15 protein-coding genes are annotated in these 15,662 nt (G+C 52.6%); 6 read left to right on the top strand and 9 right to left on the bottom strand.

What is annotated here, in order from left to right:
- Window positions 1-49 precede the first annotated feature (49 nt).
- Both thiD and L2Y54_RS05860 read right to left on the bottom strand, forming a co-directional pair.
- Window positions 50-856 carry a bifunctional hydroxymethylpyrimidine kinase/phosphomethylpyrimidine kinase gene (gene thiD, locus L2Y54_RS05865; protein ID WP_236500860.1) on the bottom strand — a complete coding sequence of 269 codons (807 nt, stop codon included), beginning with the start codon at window positions 854-856 and terminating at the stop codon, window positions 50-52.
- Window positions 850-3,561, bottom strand: a complete 2,712-nt coding sequence (locus L2Y54_RS05860; protein WP_236500859.1) for a bifunctional acetate--CoA ligase family protein/GNAT family N-acetyltransferase — start codon at window positions 3,559-3,561, stop codon at window positions 850-852. The genes thiD and L2Y54_RS05860 overlap by 7 nt, the downstream gene beginning before the upstream one ends.
- A 94-nt stretch (window positions 3,562-3,655) precedes the next feature.
- Here L2Y54_RS05860 and L2Y54_RS05855 point away from each other — a divergent pair, with 94 nt between their 5' ends.
- From L2Y54_RS05855 to L2Y54_RS05830, 6 genes are all read left to right on the top strand, one after another.
- Window positions 3,656-4,585 (top strand): histone deacetylase family protein, encoded by a 930-nt coding sequence (locus tag L2Y54_RS05855; RefSeq protein WP_236500858.1) that lies wholly within the window; start codon window positions 3,656-3,658, stop codon window positions 4,583-4,585.
- 255 nt (window positions 4,586-4,840) lie between these two features.
- Entirely contained in the window at window positions 4,841-6,121 is a 1,281-nt protein-coding gene (locus tag L2Y54_RS05850; protein WP_236500857.1) for a CoB--CoM heterodisulfide reductase iron-sulfur subunit A family protein, read from the top strand.
- A gap of 1 nt (window position 6,122) precedes the next feature.
- Window positions 6,123-8,339 (top strand): hydrogenase iron-sulfur subunit, encoded by a 2,217-nt coding sequence (locus L2Y54_RS05845; RefSeq protein WP_236500856.1) that lies wholly within the window; start codon window positions 6,123-6,125, stop codon window positions 8,337-8,339.
- Window positions 8,340-8,352: 13 nt separating this feature from the next.
- On the top strand, window positions 8,353-8,988 hold the full coding sequence (locus L2Y54_RS05840) for a 4Fe-4S dicluster domain-containing protein (RefSeq protein WP_236500855.1): 636 nt from the start codon (window positions 8,353-8,355) through the stop codon (window positions 8,986-8,988).
- Between the two features lie 16 nt (window positions 8,989-9,004).
- Window positions 9,005-9,904, top strand: a complete 900-nt coding sequence (locus tag L2Y54_RS05835; protein ID WP_236500853.1) for a CoB--CoM heterodisulfide reductase iron-sulfur subunit B family protein — start codon at window positions 9,005-9,007, stop codon at window positions 9,902-9,904.
- 79 nt (window positions 9,905-9,983) lie between these two features.
- Window positions 9,984-10,460 (top strand): FKBP-type peptidyl-prolyl cis-trans isomerase, encoded by a 477-nt coding sequence (locus L2Y54_RS05830; protein WP_236500852.1) that lies wholly within the window; start codon window positions 9,984-9,986, stop codon window positions 10,458-10,460.
- 29 nt (window positions 10,461-10,489) lie between these two features.
- Here L2Y54_RS05830 and L2Y54_RS05825 read toward each other — a convergent pair whose 3' ends face one another.
- The 7 genes from L2Y54_RS05825 to adk all read right to left on the bottom strand — a co-directional run bounded on the left by L2Y54_RS05825 (window position 10,490) and on the right by adk (window position 15,600).
- Complete coding sequence (locus L2Y54_RS05825) at window positions 10,490-10,981, bottom strand: metallophosphoesterase family protein (RefSeq protein WP_236500851.1); 492 nt, start codon at window positions 10,979-10,981, stop codon at window positions 10,490-10,492.
- A gap of 101 nt (window positions 10,982-11,082) precedes the next feature.
- A complete protein-coding gene (locus tag L2Y54_RS05820; protein ID WP_236500850.1) occupies window positions 11,083-11,418 on the bottom strand; it encodes an RNA recognition motif domain-containing protein in 336 nt (111 codons plus the stop codon).
- Between the two features lie 176 nt (window positions 11,419-11,594).
- The gene (locus L2Y54_RS05815) at window positions 11,595-12,509 is read right to left on the bottom strand and encodes a YkgJ family cysteine cluster protein (protein ID WP_236500849.1); all 915 of its coding nucleotides are present in this window, start codon (window positions 12,507-12,509) and stop codon (window positions 11,595-11,597) included.
- Window positions 12,510-12,606: 97 nt separating this feature from the next.
- Window positions 12,607-13,866 carry a 6-phosphofructokinase gene (locus L2Y54_RS05810; RefSeq protein WP_236500848.1) on the bottom strand — a complete coding sequence of 420 codons (1,260 nt, stop codon included), beginning with the start codon at window positions 13,864-13,866 and terminating at the stop codon, window positions 12,607-12,609.
- 54 nt (window positions 13,867-13,920) lie between these two features.
- Window positions 13,921-14,277 (bottom strand): hypothetical protein, encoded by a 357-nt coding sequence (locus L2Y54_RS05805; protein WP_236500847.1) that lies wholly within the window; start codon window positions 14,275-14,277, stop codon window positions 13,921-13,923.
- Window positions 14,278-14,296: 19 nt separating this feature from the next.
- Window positions 14,297-14,809 carry an FKBP-type peptidyl-prolyl cis-trans isomerase gene (locus L2Y54_RS05800; RefSeq protein WP_236500846.1) on the bottom strand — a complete coding sequence of 171 codons (513 nt, stop codon included), beginning with the start codon at window positions 14,807-14,809 and terminating at the stop codon, window positions 14,297-14,299.
- A 137-nt stretch (window positions 14,810-14,946) separates the two neighbouring features.
- The gene (adk, locus tag L2Y54_RS05795; protein WP_236500844.1) at window positions 14,947-15,600 is read right to left on the bottom strand and encodes an adenylate kinase; all 654 of its coding nucleotides are present in this window, start codon (window positions 15,598-15,600) and stop codon (window positions 14,947-14,949) included.
- Window positions 15,601-15,662 lie beyond the last annotated feature (62 nt).

Genomic DNA, 15,662 nt, shown 5'->3' with positions numbered 1-15,662 from the left:
ATTACGAGGGAGACATCTTCATCCTACCCATCCTTTAATCCTAAAAATCTTAGTTCAGACGCCAATAAAACCGATCCGGTATCCACTGCCCGCGTCCCAGCTTGCGCCCTGCCTGCAAGCTACCCCACGTATACGCCTGCGCCGCTGCCACCGCTTTGCTCATCTCCATCCCCTTCGCCAGATTCGCCGCGCAAGCCGAAGCCAACGTACACCCCGAACCGTGGTAAGTTTCCGGCAGTCGTTCCCACAACCAGGTGCGCAAGCGTTTACCATCGCCATACAGCGCATTTTCCACGCGCTCGGTTTCGGCATGAGTCCCGGTCAGCAACACGTATTCGCACCCCTGATCCAGCAAGGAAAAGGCTTGTTCATCCAGCGTTGCACCCCTTACCGCCAGTTGCGTGGTTTCCGGCACATTCGGGGTCAGCAAAGTCGTCAGCGGCAACAAGTATTCGCGAATTGCCCCCAATAATTGCTCATTGGCGAAGCCCTTGCCGCCACCTGCCGCCAACACCGGATCGAGAATCACCGGCACATCCGGCGCTTGCAACAAAATACGATGCACCGCCTGCACCACGTCAACACTGCCCAGCAGACCAATTTTGAACGCCGCAATCGGCATATCCGCCAACAACGCCTCCGCTTGTTGCTCGATCAAATAATCCGCCAGCGGCTCAATGCGTTGCACATTGCACGTATCTTGCACCGTCAAACAGGTAATGACACTCACCGCATGACAGCCTTGACTCGCAATCGCCTCGCTATCCGCCTGAATGCCTGCCCCACCCGTGGGGTCATGCCCCGCCAATGTCATTATCACCGGTATCGCCGATGCAGCGCTATTCTCTGTTAGCAACAGGTATCTCCTAAGCGTTTACTCACCATGACTACACCATCGTCCATCCCATCCTGATGACGGGTAAACCCCAAACGCTGCATCAATTTCAGCATCCCATGGTTATGTGGCAATACCTCGCCCTCAATGGTGCGCAAGCCTTTCGCCCGTGCCGCATCAATCAAGGTTTGCATCATCAAACCACCCAAGCCCCGGTTCTGCCATTCATCGGCAATTACCAGCGCAAATTCACAGCTCATTTTATCGGGGTTAATCGCGTAACGCGCCACCCCCATTTCCACATCCTGCCCATCTTGGCGCGTCAGTGCCAGAAACGCCATTTCACGGTCATAATCAATTTGCGTAAGACGCACCAGCATGTCAGGCGTGAGTTCACGCAATGACTGCATGAAACGCATGTAACGCGATTCTTTCGACAGGTTACGCACGAATTCCTGCTCCATTTCCGCGTCTTCGGGGCGAATTGGGCGAATCACAATATCCGTCCCATCCGCCAGTTGCAGGCGCTTCACCAAATCATTCGGGTAAGGGTGAATCGCCATGTGATCATAACGCCGCGCCGTGGTCGGCGGGTAGTTGATGATGAAACGCGCATCCACCGCCATCACCCCGTTAGCATCCGCCATCAGCGGATTGATGTCCATTTCCACTATTTCTGGTAATTCACACACCATTTCCGAGACGCGCTGCATCACTTTCCACAAGGCATCGAAATGGATCGACGGCATATTGCGGAATTTACCCAGCAAACGTGCCACGCGGGTACGGCACACGGTTTTCTTGATCATGTAATCGTTCAACGGCGGCAACGCCACCGCACGGTCACGGTGAATTTCCACCGACGTGCCGCCCATGCCGAAACTGATCACCGGACCAAATACTGGGTCACGCACCACGCCGATCATCAGTTCACGTGAGGAATTGCTGTGGTACATGCTTTCCACGGTCACACCATCAATCCGCGCTTCTGGCAAATTACGACGGGTGGTTTCCAGCAATTCTTGGTAAACGCTACGTACCGCGTGGGCGCTGGCAACGTTGAGGCGCACTCCATCCACATCCGACTTGTGGTGAATGTCGGGGGAACTGATTTTCAGCACCACCGGATAACCCAAGGATTCCGCAGCCACCAAAGCTTCTGCCGGACTACGTACCAAAATGGTCGGCAATGCAGGAATACGAAACGCCGACAAAATCGCACGGGATTCGGTGGTGGAAAGCGAACGCCGCCCTTCTGCCAACACGCTTTCGATGATTAACCGCGCCCCGTCCACATCCGGCTCGGTTTTTTGCTCCTGCACCGACGGCGGCACTTGCATCAGCAATTTCTGATTGCTGCGGTATTGAGTGAGGTAAGCAAACGCTTCGACCGCTGCTTCGGGCGTGCGAAAATGCGGCACACCGGCTTCCGCCAATAGCTGGCGTCCGGTAGCTACTTGTTGTTCGCCCATCCAACAAGTGAGAATCGGTTTGCAAGGTTTGCCTTTTTTGCTGGTGTCACAACTGTTGATGACAGTGGTGGCGACCCCGGCGGGGTCGGTCATGGCTTGTGGAGTCAACATCACCAGAATGCCGTCGATACTCTCATCCTGCATACAGATTTTCAGCGCAGCGGCGTAACGTTCTGGGTCAGCATCACCGAGAATATCCACCGGATTGCCGTGCGACCAAGTGAATGGCAATACCTTGTTCAACTCTGCCAACGTCGTGGGGGAAAGCTCCGCCATGCGCAAACCCATTTCCACCGCCCGATCCGTCGCCATTACCCCAGGGCCGCCGCCATTGGTAATAATCAGCAAACGGTCTTGCTGCACACGAATGCCGGAAGAAAGGATTTGTGCCGCTGAAAACAGTTGCGCAATGGTATTAGCACGAACTACACCGGCACGTTCCAACGCGGCATCAAAGGCATCATCGCCGCCTACAATTGCGCCCGTGTGCGACATTACTGCACGCGAACCTTCCTCGTAACGCCCGGCTTTCAACACAATCACCGGCTTCATGCGCGAAGCCGTGCGCAAACCGCTCATGAACCCACGTGCATCGTGAATCCCTTCCACATACAGCAAAATGCTATCGGTTTTGGGGTCAAGCGCCAAATAATCCAGCGTGTCGCCGAAATCCACATCCGCTGTATCCCCCAAGGTAATCACGGTCGAAAAACCAATACCTTGCGTGGCTGCCCAATCCAAAATCGCGGTACACATCGCGCCGGATTGCGATACCAGCGCCAGATTACCGGCTTGCGCCTGATTACGGCTAAAGGTGGCATTCAAACCGACAGAGGGGCGCATAATGCCCAAACAATTCGGGCCAATGATGTGCATCGCGTATTGGCGGACAATATCGGTAATGTCTTTTTGCAAACGCTTCCCGCGATTGCCTGCCTCGGCAAACCCTGCGGACACCACCACCACGCCTTTCACCCCGTGTTCACCGCATTGGCGAATGATGCCAGGGACAGTCGCAGCAGGGGTCGCCACTACCGCCAAGTCAACCGGCTTGTTTAACGCTACCAAATTCGGATAAGCTGTTTGACCTTGAATCTCAGAATGCTTGGGGTTGATCGGGTATAGCGCCCCTTTGAACCCGGCGGACAATAAGTTCTGGAACACCACGGTGCCCACGGCTTTTTCCCGCTCGCTCGCACCGAATACCGCGACGCTTTGCGGGGCAAATAGTTGATTTAAGTAATGGTGGCTCATAGCCAAAACCTCTATGATGAACAGTTGCAAAAGCGCAAAACCCAGCCTTTTGCTGCATTGCAACATATCTTACTCTGATTTGCGTGAAAAGAACATGACCGTTGCCGTAATTACCCATTCCCACTGCCATTTGCACGATAATGGCTCACCTCACCATCCCGAATGCGCGGAGCGTCTGGATGCCATTAACAACCGCATGATTATGTCGGGGGTGGACTGGATTTCGCGCCATTACGATTCGCATTGTGCCGAGCGCGAGCACTTGCTGCGGGTGCATGATGCGGAATACCTGGAACGGGTGTTTGCCACCGCCCCCAGCGAAGGTCACGCCATGTTGGATGGCGATACCGGCATGAATAAACATTCGCTGGATGCTGCTTTGCACGCGGCGGGCGCAGCCGTGATGGCTGTCGATTTGGCAATGGCTGGCTCACACAAACACACGTTTTGCGCGATTCGCCCGCCGGGTCATCATGCTGGGCGTAACCGTGCGGCGGGCTTTTGCATTTTCAATAACGTGGCTGTCGGTGCTGCCCATGCCATTGAGGTGTATGGCATTGAACGGGTTGCGATTATTGATTTCGACGTACACCACGGTGACGGTACGGAAGAAATTTTCAGCGGCAACGACAAGGTAATGTTTTTTTCATCCTTCCAGCATCCCTTCTACCCATTCAGCGGCGCGGATACCGATATTCCCAATATTCGCAACCTGCCGTTGCCTGCCGGAACCGGTGGTGCGGCATGGCGCGAAGCGGTGGAAGCCAGTTGGCTGCCAGCCATGCGCGAATTTAAACCAGAACTGGTGATGATTTCCGCCGGGTTTGATTCGCATTTGGAAGACGATATGGGCGGCTTCAATTTGGTCGAACGTGATTACATCTGGATCACCAAAGAACTGTGCCAGATTGCCAAAGAGTTTGCTAACGGTCGACTGGTTTCCTGTCTGGAAGGTGGCTACGAACTGTCACCACTGGGGCGAAGCGTCACCGCACACATCAAGGAATTGGCTGAATTTCATTAAATCCAAGGGATTCGTAATCAAGAATATTACGAATCCCTGATATAGATCATCCTTTCAAAACGTCATTATTTTTATTAATTTGCAAATCAATAAAAGCATCTATCTCCATGTGGGTACACGCTGGAATGTGGCTCGTTGGATATAGTATTCTGCCTGCCATTATAGATTCACCCTGCTCAATTCACACACATTGAGCAACAGAAGGTGTTTCTTCAAGCGATTCAGAAATAACCTGTCTTTGACGGAGGAGCCTCAATGACGGATGTCGTTGCAACCAACCAGACCATTATCGTCGTCGGCGGCGGTATCAGTGGCATGACCACTGCACTCGAAGCAGCCGAAACGGGTAAGCAGGTCATTTTGCTAGAAAAACGCCCTTATTTAGGGGGACGTGTTTCCCAGCTTTACAAGTACTTCCCTAAAATGTGTCACCCGACCTGCGGTCAAGAAATCAATCAACGCCGCATTAAGATGAACAAAAATCTCACGGTGATTACCCAAGCGGAAGTTTCCAACATCAGCGGAGACAAAGGTGATTACACGGTTTCCGTGACCATTACCCCGCGTTACGTCAACAGCAATTGCACCGCGTGCGGCGACTGCGCCAAGGCTGCCACGACTGAATTTGACGACGAATTCAACTACAACCTCGGCAAGCGCAAGAGCGTTTACCTGCCCAACGCGATGGCATTCCCGCAGCAATACGTGATTGACCAGCGCATCATTGGCACTGCCGAAGCCGACGCTGCCAAAGCTGCCTGCAAATACGGCGCAATCGAGCTGGATCAGCAAGTCGAAACCCTCGACCTGAAAGCCGGTGCGGTGGTGTTTGCGACAGGTTGGAAACCTTACGACGCCAACAAGATTCAGGCTTACGGTTACGACCGTTTTGCTAACGTCATTACCAACGTCGAATTTGAACGCTTGATGGATCCACACGGCCCTACCAACGGCAAATTACTGCGCCCTTCCGACGGTAAAGAAGCGAAAAACATCGCCTTTATCCAGTGCGCGGGTTCGCGGGACAAAAACCATCTGGCGCATTGCTCACGCATTTGCTGCATGGCTTCCCTCAAGCAAACCAACTACGTGCAGGAAAAGTTTGGTGACGACGGTAAATCCACGATTTACTACATCGACATGCGGGCGATTGACCGTTTTGACGACTTCTACCAAAACGTGCAAGCCAACCCGAACGTCAGCTTCATCAAGTCCAAAGTCGCCAAGATTGAGGAAGATAAAGCCAGCGGCAATCCTGTCCTGCATGGTGTAGATACCGAAGGTTACAAGCGTTACGCCAACCCGCACGATCTGGTGGTATTGGCAACGGGCATGGAACCGAGTGTGGATTTCAAAGGTTTCCCGATCAAGATTCTGGTCAACGATGAAGGCTTCATCGAACATGACGACAGCAACGGCGGCATTTTTGCGGCTGGGGTTGCCTCCGACGCGCTGGACGTAAACCGCGCAGTGCAACACGCCACGGCTGCGGCCTTGCGTGCGGTGCAAGTCGTCAATCAGGTAGCAGGAGCATAAGATGAAAATTGGTGGTTATCTGTGTACGGGTTGCGGTATTGGCGACCGTCTTGACACTAAATCCCTCGAATCAGTAGCCGTGCGCGAAGGTCGGATTGGCTTCTGCAAGACCCACGACTTCCTGTGCAGTCAGGCCGGCGTGGACATGATCAAAGCCGACATGGCAGCGGAAGGCGACGACAAAGTAACCAAAGCGGTCATTATGGCGTGTTCGCGCCGTGCCAAAACCGAAAGTTTCAACTTCGGGGCAGTGCCAACCGCGCGGGTAAACTTGCGTGAAGGTGTCATCTGGATTCGTCCCGAAGGCAGCGAACACGACGAAACCACGCAGGAAATGGCAGCCGACTACATCCGCATGGGTTGCGCCGAAGTCAAAGCGATGCAACAAGCCGATGCCAGTGGTGAACAAGGCAAAAACAACCACATTATGGTGGTCGGCGGCGGCATTACCGGCATGACGGCGGCACTCGAAGCCTCCAAAGCCGGTTACTACGCCAGCATTATCGAAAAGTCCGACCGTTTGGGCGGCGTGATGGGGCAACTCAAGCAACGCCAGCCAGAACACTCCCCGTTCCAAAACCCGCAAGATACCGGCGTTGCTGCGCTGATTGCGGCGGTGGAAGCGGATGACAAAATAACCGTTTACCTGAATTCCAGCATCGCGAAAACCGCCGGTGCACCGGGTCGTTTTGAGGTGGATATTGCCTCTACCGTAGGCGCAGGCACGCACGCTGAGTTTGGCGCGATTGTGCAAGCCACTGGTTTCACCCCTTACGATGCCAATAACCTGCCGGAATTCAGCTACGGCAAATCGCCGAACGTTGTGACCCAACTGGAACTGGAAGCACTGGCTCGCGCCGCAGGCGATGACCCGATCAAACGTGCTGACGGCAAAGTGGTCGAAAACGTGGTATTCGTGCAATGCGCAGGTCAACGCAGTACCAAGGAAGGGCATTTGTCCTACTGTTCCGGTCATTGCTGCGCTACCAGCATCAAGCAAGCGATGTATTTCAAAGACACTAACCCTGACATTGAAACCACCGTGTTGTTTGACGACATCCGTACACCGGGTGCTGGCGGCGAAAACTTCTACCGCAGTGCGCAAGACAAGTTTGTGACTTTCCGCAAAGGCAAAGTCTCCACAGTTGACGTTAAAGGCAATGATTTGCAAGTCAATTTCAAAGACTTGATCCTTGACGAAGACGCGCAGATGGGTGCTGATCTGGTGGTATTGGCGACGGGCATGTTACCCAACTCCGGTACTGACATCGACACCATGAAGGACAAGGACGAAAGCGGCGAAGTGAAAGTCTCCGTCCAATCCATCCTTAACCTGAACTACCGCCAAGGCCCGGATATGCCGCAATTGGTGAATGGTTTCACCGATTCGCATTTCATCTGCTTCCCGTATGAAACCCGCCGCACGGGTATCTACAGCGCAGGCCCGGTACGCCGTCCGATGGATGCCGCGCAAGCGCAAACCGACGCGATGGGCGCGGTAATGAAAGCGATTCAGGCGATTGAAAACTCCGCGATTGGTCGCGCTGCACACCCCCGTTCCGGCGACTTGAGCTTCCCATCCTTCCGTAAAGAAGGCTGCACCCAGTGCAAACGCTGTACCGTGGAATGCCCGTTCGGTGCGATTGACGAAGACGAAAAAGGCTACCCGAAATACAACGAAGCACGTTGCCGCCGTTGCGGGACGTGCATGGGTGCTTGCCCGGTACAGGTTATTTCCTTCAAGAACTACTCCATTGAAACCGTCGGGGCGCAATTGAAAGCCGTCGATGTGCCGGATGAGTTCCAGGAAAAGCCGCGTATTCTGGTACTGGCATGTGAAAATGATGCCTACCCTGCACTCGACATGGCAGCGATGAAACGTAACGAATCCAGCGCGTTTATCCGCGTGATTCCAGTGCGTTGCCTCGGCTCTACCAACACCATCTGGATCAAGGATGCGTTGGGCAGCGGCTACGACGGCGTGGTGATGATGGGCTGCAAAAAAGGCGCAGATTATCAGTGCCATTTTGTCAAAGGCTCAGAAATGGCGCATGTTAGGATGGCAAAAATTGGCGACACCCTGTCGACCATGAACCTCGAATCCGATCGCGTCGCGGTGCACGAAGTCGCTATTACAGACATCGACCGCGCACCCAAACTGCTGGATGAGATGGTTGACGTGATTAACCGTGTCGGCCTCAGCCCGTTCAAGTTCTAAGGAGGATGCTGGAATGACTACTGCTGTCAATCAAGCGATGGTTGAAAAATACAAAGGCAACTTCCTCAAAGAAGTGACGGATAACGTCGAGGAAGGCAACTGGGTCAAAATGTGTATGCAATGTGGCGTCTGTTCCGGTTCGTGCCCGCTGGGGCCGCATTGGGATCATCCGCCGCAAGAGCTATTCATGATGATCCGCGCTAACAAGCGTGACGAAGTGCTGTCATCCACCTCCATGTGGATGTGTACATCGTGCTACAACTGCGTGGCGCGTTGCCCGCGTGGTTTGCCGATTACCCACATCATGCACGGCTTGGCGCACTACGGTAAGCGCATGGGCATGAAACCCAAGAATCAGCCGACGGAAAAGTTCGGGCAAATGTTCTGGGATAACCTGATCAAGAAAGGTCGTGTCAACGAGCTGAAACTGGGTCTGGGCTTGTACTTCAAAGACGGTTTCGCCGAAGGCGTGAAAGTGTCACTGGGCAAGCAAAAGCTAGGGTTAAATATGATGAAAGCCAAGCGTATGTCACCGATGGAAATGCTCGGTGGTCATGGCGTTAAGGATCTTTCTGGCTTCCACGCCATGCTGAAAAAAGCCGAAGAGCTGGAAGCAGCACGTGTCGGCACCAACACTGACGCGAAATGAGGAGGATGAGGTAACAATGGCAAAGCATGAATATTCTTACTACCCCGGCTGTTCTTCCCAGAAGGGAGCATCGTCTTCCAACTTGGAAAAGTCGGTGGAAACCCTGTGCGAAGAGCTGGACATCAAGCTGAATCCAATCCCGGATTGGAACTGCTGCGGCGCATCCATCGGTTATGCTGGCGGTGGCGAATTGCCACGCATGACGCTTTCCGCGCGTAACTTGGCCTTGTCCGAAAAGCATCACCCCGATCAGGACGTGGTAGCCACCTGCGCTGCTTGCTGGCTCAACACCCGCGAAGTGCAGGAACGCTTGAACCACAACCCGACCCTGAAAGCCGAAACCAATATTGCCCTGCAATCGGTGAAGCTGGAATACAAGGGCAACAAAAAAGTCCGCCACATGGTGGAAGTCCTGATCGAAGACATCGGCTACGACGTGCTGGGTTCTAAGGTTAAAAAGCCACTGGAAGGTCTGAAAATCGCCGGTTACGTCGGTTGCCAAACCAACCGCCCGTTCGGGATTGCCGGTGAATCGTTCGAGAACCCAATGTATCTGGACAAGATGGTCGAAACCCTCGGTGCAGAAGCCCTCACCAAGTACGACAAAAAAGTCGCTTGCTGTAGCGGTGCGCTAATGTTCTCTGAACCCGAAAAAGGTCAGGCATTGGTCAAAGACATCATCGAATCCGCTTACGACAGCGGCGCGAATATGATTGTTACCCCATGCCCACTGTGCCAAGCCAATGTCGAAATCTATCAGGATGAAATCAACGCGCGTTACAAGACCAACTTTGAAATGCCGGTCATGTACTACAGCCAGTTGATGGACGTGGCATTCGGGCGTTCCGCACTGGATGCTGCACTAAATGGCAACATTATCCAGTCCAAGAAATTGCGTGAAATTGCTGACAAATAAGCAATAACTAACCGTTTATCGCACGTTTAGGGAAAAAGGGGCATAATGCCCCTTTTTTCTTGCCAAGGAATTGATAAACATGAAAACCACCACATTATTAGCGCTGGCTGTGGCACTCTCCGGCAGCATTTTTATGGCAGCGTGTTCGGATAAGACCGCCACGACGAGTACCACTGGCACTTCTTCCCCACAAGCAACGGATATTAAAATGGTTGATCTAGTTAAAACGGATGTAAAAGTAGGCGACGGTGCAGAAGCTACCGCTGGCAAGATGGTTTCTGTGCATTACACAGGCTGGTTGTATGACGAAAAAGCCGCCGACAAACACGGCACGAAATTCGACAGTTCGCGTGATCGTGGGCAGCCTTTCGAGTTCCCACTCGGCGGTGGGCGTGTTATCAAAGGCTGGGATGAAGGCGTACAAGGCATGAAAATTGGTGGGCAACGCACGTTGATTATCCCACCTGAAATGGGCTACGGTGCGCGTGGCGCGGGCGGCGTAATTCCACCGAACGCCACATTGGTATTTGATGTGGAATTACTGGGCGTTCAATAGTCTGCACTAGGATTTTTAAATCCTTTAAGTCACAGTTCAAAACGGAATTCTTTGACATCCCAGTTATCGTTACTGGCAGTCAGCACCAAACAGGAAGGCCCGCCATGCGTGCGGGTCTGCCCTGCTGCACCGGGGTTGACTACCCACGGAATCGCGCTTTTATCTTGCACCATCTTATGGGTATGACCGTAAACAATTACGCGGGCATCAGGATGCTGCGCACGCAGGGAATCGTGGCAAGGGGTGTGATGCCCGTGCTCGTGCCCGTGTTCAATGCAAATTTTCCCGCCCGGTAATTCCAATTCACTGATGGATGGCAAGGGGAAATCGACCATGCAACGTGGTTCATTATTGCCCGCCACCGCTATCACCATCGCACTTTTGGGCTGCATTGCCGCGAGTACATTTTCCCCGCAAATATCCCCTGCATGAATGGCGTAATCGCACTCGCGGATGATTTCAATAATGCGCGGGTCAAGATGCCCGTGCGTATCGGAAATAATAGCGACAGAGACTGTCATTGTTATATACACCCTAAAACGTAAATTCAGCTAAATTGTCGCAAAAGCAAAAACCCGGCACAAGACCGGGTTTCTGAATGCTTGGTTAAGCCGAAGGCTTATTACCAGCGACCGCCGCCGCCACCGCCACCGCCGCTACGACCACCGCCAAAACCACCGCCGCCGCCGCTGCGATTATTATCGCGTGGCGCTTGTGGTTTTGCTTCGTTAACTTTCATACCGCGACCGCCCATATCAGCGCCGTTCAAGCCGTCGATAGCTTTTTGGGCTTCGCTGCCGTTGGACATTTCTACGAATGCAAAACCTTTGTTTTGCCCAGTATCACGGTCAGTGATAATGCTGACAGAAGTTACTTCACCGTATGCAGCGAATTTGTCTTGCAGACCTTGTTGAGTAACAGAATAAGGCAAATTGCCAACGTAAAGCTTAGTAGCCATGAGAACCTCCTTAAGGTTTTCGTAAACCGTTCAAGAGGATGTAGACAGGATGCCCGCAGACTCGATAGAAACGATGTAAAATGAAGTGCCAAGTATACAGGTTTTCTGGCGGGTAGATAGCCCGCCAGTCGGATAAAACCAAAATAACCTGAAAATCCGCGCAACTTGCTTAATTTTTACTTATCCTCATCCAAACCGCTGTTCAAGGCTGCCTGACGTTCTTCTTCCGCACGCTTCAAATGCAAATCAACAGCGGCTTTGTGGCGCAGCTCAATAATATCTTTACGCTCTTCCCAGCGTTTTTCGAGAACATTTTCATGTGTAGGAATGGTTTGCTCATCAAACAACACCTGACGCAGCAAACGGAACGCAAATTTTTGCAGGATCACGTCATCTTGGAAAGACGTACGATCTTCATCGCTGATCATGTAAACTTTAGCGAATGCGGGGCTTTCCACAAAACGGCGGAAACGGTCAATGTCAAAACTTGCCATGAAATACAACTGGAAGCTCAGCGGATCGGGTTTACCAATCGCAGGGCCTGCTGACTTCTTTTTCAGCATCAACTGCATCCACTCGCGGTTGATTTCGTCGTATTCCGGCACGCCTTGCGCAGCGCGGTAATCACGGACGGTCATCACCTTCTCGGTGTTCCAGCCCTGACAGTGCGCCTCCTTGTTACGGAAATAATATTGCACGTCTTGGTAAGTGTCCGCCGCTCGGTGTGACAGCAACCCCAATCCGTAATAACGGCAAGCGGCTGGGCGGTCTTCATACACGCTACACCCTTCCTCACGCACAAACAGGCAGGTTTTGTTGTCATCGGTACGCAATTTGACACCGGGCGTGCCGTGCCCATCGGTCTCAAACGGCACAGTATGCTTGTCGAGGAATTCGCTGGATGTCATCCCCAAGCGCTTTTTCAGGCGCAGGATGTCATACGGTGCAAGCGTCACATCCGCCGCTTTACAGCAAATATTGAAACAGGAAACACCAGGGTGGCAATCAAACTGGATAGTGGTGTCATCCGTTAGCAATTCAGGAATGAGGGAGCTTTGGAATTCCTCAGGAATGTCGAGTTTTTCAGCCATGATCTTTAGTTACCGGGGTGTGTACTGTGAAGGAATCAGTATAAAAAGAACGCCCCTGTTGTGCAAACAGGGGCGCTAGTTGTGGGGAAGTTAAGATTTACAGCTCAAACGCTGGCAATTTTTTCTCTAGCAACTCATGCTTGAGCGTCACGTATTTCGGCATACCGTTTTCGTAAGGCGGATAATCTTCGCCTTCGATCAACGGTTGCAGGTATTCGCGGCAAGCATCGGTAATACCGTAGCCATCTTCGGAAATGTATTCCATCGGCATCATTTTTTCGACATTGGCGATGTCTTTCAACTCGCCCATGCCAATGTGCCAAGTGTACGGATTGTTAGAAGTGCGGATAACCGCTGGCATGACGGAGTTTTTGCCTTCCAACGCCAACTCAACTGCGGCTTTGCCCAGTGCGTAGGCTTGTTCCACGTCAGATTTTGAGGACAAATGACGCGCTGCACGTTGCAGGTAGTCCGCAACCGCCCAGTGGAATTTGTAACCCAACGCATCTTTGATCATATTAGCAACAACCGGAGCAGCACCGCCCAATTGCGCATGACCGAACGAGTCACGAGTCCCCTGCTCTGCCAAGAATTTGCCGTCAGGGTAATGGCAACCTTCGGACACCACGATGCTGCAATAGCCGTACTGTTTAACTTTCGCATCAACGGTCGCGAGGAATTTCTCTTGGTTGAATTCAACTTCAGGGAACAGAATAACGACTGGAATATCGTTGTTGGCATCGGCTGCCAAACCGCCCGCCGCTGCAATCCAACCCGCATGACGCCCCATCACTTCCAGCACGAAAATCTTGGTGGACGTGGCGCACATGGAGGCTACGTCGTAGCTCGCTTCACGGGTAGATACCGCGATGTACTTGGCAACCGAACCAAAGCCGGGGCAGTTGTCGGTAACAGGCAAATCGTTATCCACGGTTTTAGGCACGTGAATCGCCTGAATCGGGAAGCCCATTGCATCGGCCAGTTGAGAAACCTTCAGGCAGGTATCGGCAGAGTCGCCACCGCCGTTGTAGAAGAAGTAGCCGATGTTATGCGCTTTGAACACGTCGATCAGACGATCGTATTCACGCTTGTTCTTTTCCAAGCTTTTCATTTTGTAGCGGCAAGAACCGAATGCACCCGATGGGGTGTGGCGCAATGCCGCAACATCCGCATCGGAAACCTTGCTGGTATCAATCAGGTTTTCCAGCAATGCGCCGATAATGCCGTTTTGACCGGCGTATACCGTGCCGATTTTGTCGCTGTGCTGGCGGGCGGTTTCAATTACGCCGCAGGCTGAAGCGTTGATAACGGCGGTAACACCACCGGACTGTGCGTAAAAAGCATTCTTAACGGTCATAAACACAAACTCCTCTATGCAATCTCTCAAACTAACGTGTGGGTATCTCTAATTTCATGAAGCTTTGGGAAAATTCTGTTGGCGCTCACTCTCGTGGTCTGCCTGCAAACGCAGCAGGAAAAGCACGCAGTCGCCTAAATCGGTGTATTCTTCAATGCCGGTGTTGAATTGTTCTTTGGCAGAGTAGAAAAATTGTGAACGGTAGCGACTCTCTCCGACCTTGGCGACGATAAAGGTACAACCGTTATGCTCCCAATACAGCGCGGGGCACTCGGTAACTTCACGGTCAGCTTTGGAGAGGCGCAGTTCGACATCGACCTCTTCCGCCACGATGCCGCCGTTGCGCCAACGCTCATTAATGCTTTGTTGAATAATCGATTTTTCGAGGGCGGTCAGATCAGGAACTGCCATAACATGCTGCCTCTGTTATTTAATGAATAGTGGTATTACCAAAGTCAGTCGGTGCGCCGGACTCAATGCCATGCAGCAACTCATCTTTGCTGGCATCGCGGATCGCAATGACTTTGACGTGGAAGGTCATGGTTTGCCCAGCAAACGGGTGATTGCCGTCCAAAGTGACGGAATCTTCGGTAACGCTGGTCACGCGGAAAGCTTTGATTTCGCCATTTTCAGCTTGGAACTGCGCTTCTGCACCGATTTTGCGGTACGGCGGTGGGACATGCTCAATGTCTTGCACCAGAATCAGGTCAGCGTCGGCTTCGCCCCACGCGCCATCTGCTGCCGGAACATCAACGGACACTTCATCACCCACGCGGCAACCGACCAAGGCTTTTTCCACCACGTCATACAAGCGGTTATGGCGCATGAACACCATGCTTAAGGGTAAATCCACTTGCTCCATAATGTCGCCATGACGGTCAGCAATGCGGTAAGTGAATTGCACTACCTTACCGGCTGCCACTTTTTCGGGAGATGCAGTCATTGTCGCTCCTAAAATTTGATAGAGGAAAGACCCTCACCCCCAGCCCCTCTCCCGGAGGTAGAGGGGAGTAAGAGATGAGAACCCTTCGACTGACTCTTAGCCCCTCGCCCTCTGGGAGAGGGGTTGGGGTGAGGGGTTTAACCCAATGCCGCGAAAATCTGGTCGCGGATAGAGTCAACCGAACCAACGCCTTCGACACGGATATAACGCGGGGCATTGGCTTCGCCCGATGCTACCCAATCAGTATAATAACCGATCAACGGCGCAGTTTGGGCATGATAAATTTCCAAACGCTTCAATACGGTTTCTTCCGCATCGTCAGCACGCTGGATTAAGTCTTCGCCGGTTTCGTCGTCTTTGCCTTCCACTTTTGGAGGGTTGAATACGACGTGATAAGTGCGACCTGATGCCACGTGAACGCGACGACCACTCATACGGCGCACGATTTCGGCATCGTCTACCGCAATCTCAACAACCGCATCAATATCAACACCTTGTGCCTTCAGAGATTCGGCTTGTGCCAAAGTACGTGGGAAACCGTCGAATAAGAAACCATTAGCACAATCGGCTTCCGCCGTGCGCTCTTTAACCAGACCAAGAATGATTTCGTCAGAAACCAGACCGCCTGCATCCATCACTTTTTTGGCAGCGATGCCCATTTCCGTGCCTGCTTTAACCGCAGCACGCAGCATGTCGCCCGTGGAAATTTGTGGAATACTGTATTTTTCTTTGATGAAATTGGCTTGTGTGCCTTTGCCCGCGCCGGGGCCGCCTAACAGGATAACTTTCATGTGGTGAACTCCTCCAACATTTACTACCGTCGATAAAAATCAGGGCATCATGAGATGCCCTG

The sequence above is a fragment of the Thiothrix winogradskyi genome (assembly GCF_021650935.1).
GTDB lineage: Bacteria > Pseudomonadota > Gammaproteobacteria > Thiotrichales > Thiotrichaceae > Thiothrix > Thiothrix winogradskyi.
The sequence above is the reverse complement of the archived record's forward strand: the minus strand, read 5'-3'. Positions and strand labels throughout refer to the sequence as shown.

What these genes read in the sequence shown, in the direction of transcription:
- L2Y54_RS05805 (WP_236500847.1), bottom strand. Translation starts at nt 14,277, where the DNA reads ATGGCAGTTCCTGATCTGACCGCCCTCGAAAAATCGATTATTCAACAA.
- L2Y54_RS05835 (WP_236500853.1), top strand. Translation starts at nt 9,005, where the DNA reads ATGGCAAAGCATGAATATTCTTACTACCCCGGCTGTTCTTCCCAGAAG.
- L2Y54_RS05815 (WP_236500849.1), bottom strand. Translation starts at nt 12,509, where the DNA reads ATGGCTGAAAAACTCGACATTCCTGAGGAATTCCAAAGCTCCCTCATT.
- adk (WP_236500844.1), bottom strand. Translation starts at nt 15,600, where the DNA reads ATGAAAGTTATCCTGTTAGGCGGCCCCGGCGCGGGCAAAGGCACACAA.
- L2Y54_RS05845 (WP_236500856.1), top strand. Translation starts at nt 6,123, where the DNA reads ATGAAAATTGGTGGTTATCTGTGTACGGGTTGCGGTATTGGCGACCGT.
- L2Y54_RS05830 (WP_236500852.1), top strand. Translation starts at nt 9,984, where the DNA reads ATGAAAACCACCACATTATTAGCGCTGGCTGTGGCACTCTCCGGCAGC.
- L2Y54_RS05860 (WP_236500859.1), bottom strand. Translation starts at nt 3,561, where the DNA reads ATGAGCCACCATTACTTAAATCAACTATTTGCCCCGCAAAGCGTCGCG.
- L2Y54_RS05840 (WP_236500855.1), top strand. Translation starts at nt 8,353, where the DNA reads ATGACTACTGCTGTCAATCAAGCGATGGTTGAAAAATACAAAGGCAAC.
- L2Y54_RS05825 (WP_236500851.1), bottom strand. Translation starts at nt 10,981, where the DNA reads ATGACAGTCTCTGTCGCTATTATTTCCGATACGCACGGGCATCTTGAC.
- L2Y54_RS05800 (WP_236500846.1), bottom strand. Translation starts at nt 14,809, where the DNA reads ATGACTGCATCTCCCGAAAAAGTGGCAGCCGGTAAGGTAGTGCAATTC.
- L2Y54_RS05850 (WP_236500857.1), top strand. Translation starts at nt 4,841, where the DNA reads ATGACGGATGTCGTTGCAACCAACCAGACCATTATCGTCGTCGGCGGC.
- L2Y54_RS05810 (WP_236500848.1), bottom strand. Translation starts at nt 13,866, where the DNA reads ATGACCGTTAAGAATGCTTTTTACGCACAGTCCGGTGGTGTTACCGCC.
- L2Y54_RS05855 (WP_236500858.1), top strand. Translation starts at nt 3,656, where the DNA reads ATGACCGTTGCCGTAATTACCCATTCCCACTGCCATTTGCACGATAAT.
- L2Y54_RS05820 (WP_236500850.1), bottom strand. Translation starts at nt 11,418, where the DNA reads ATGGCTACTAAGCTTTACGTTGGCAATTTGCCTTATTCTGTTACTCAA.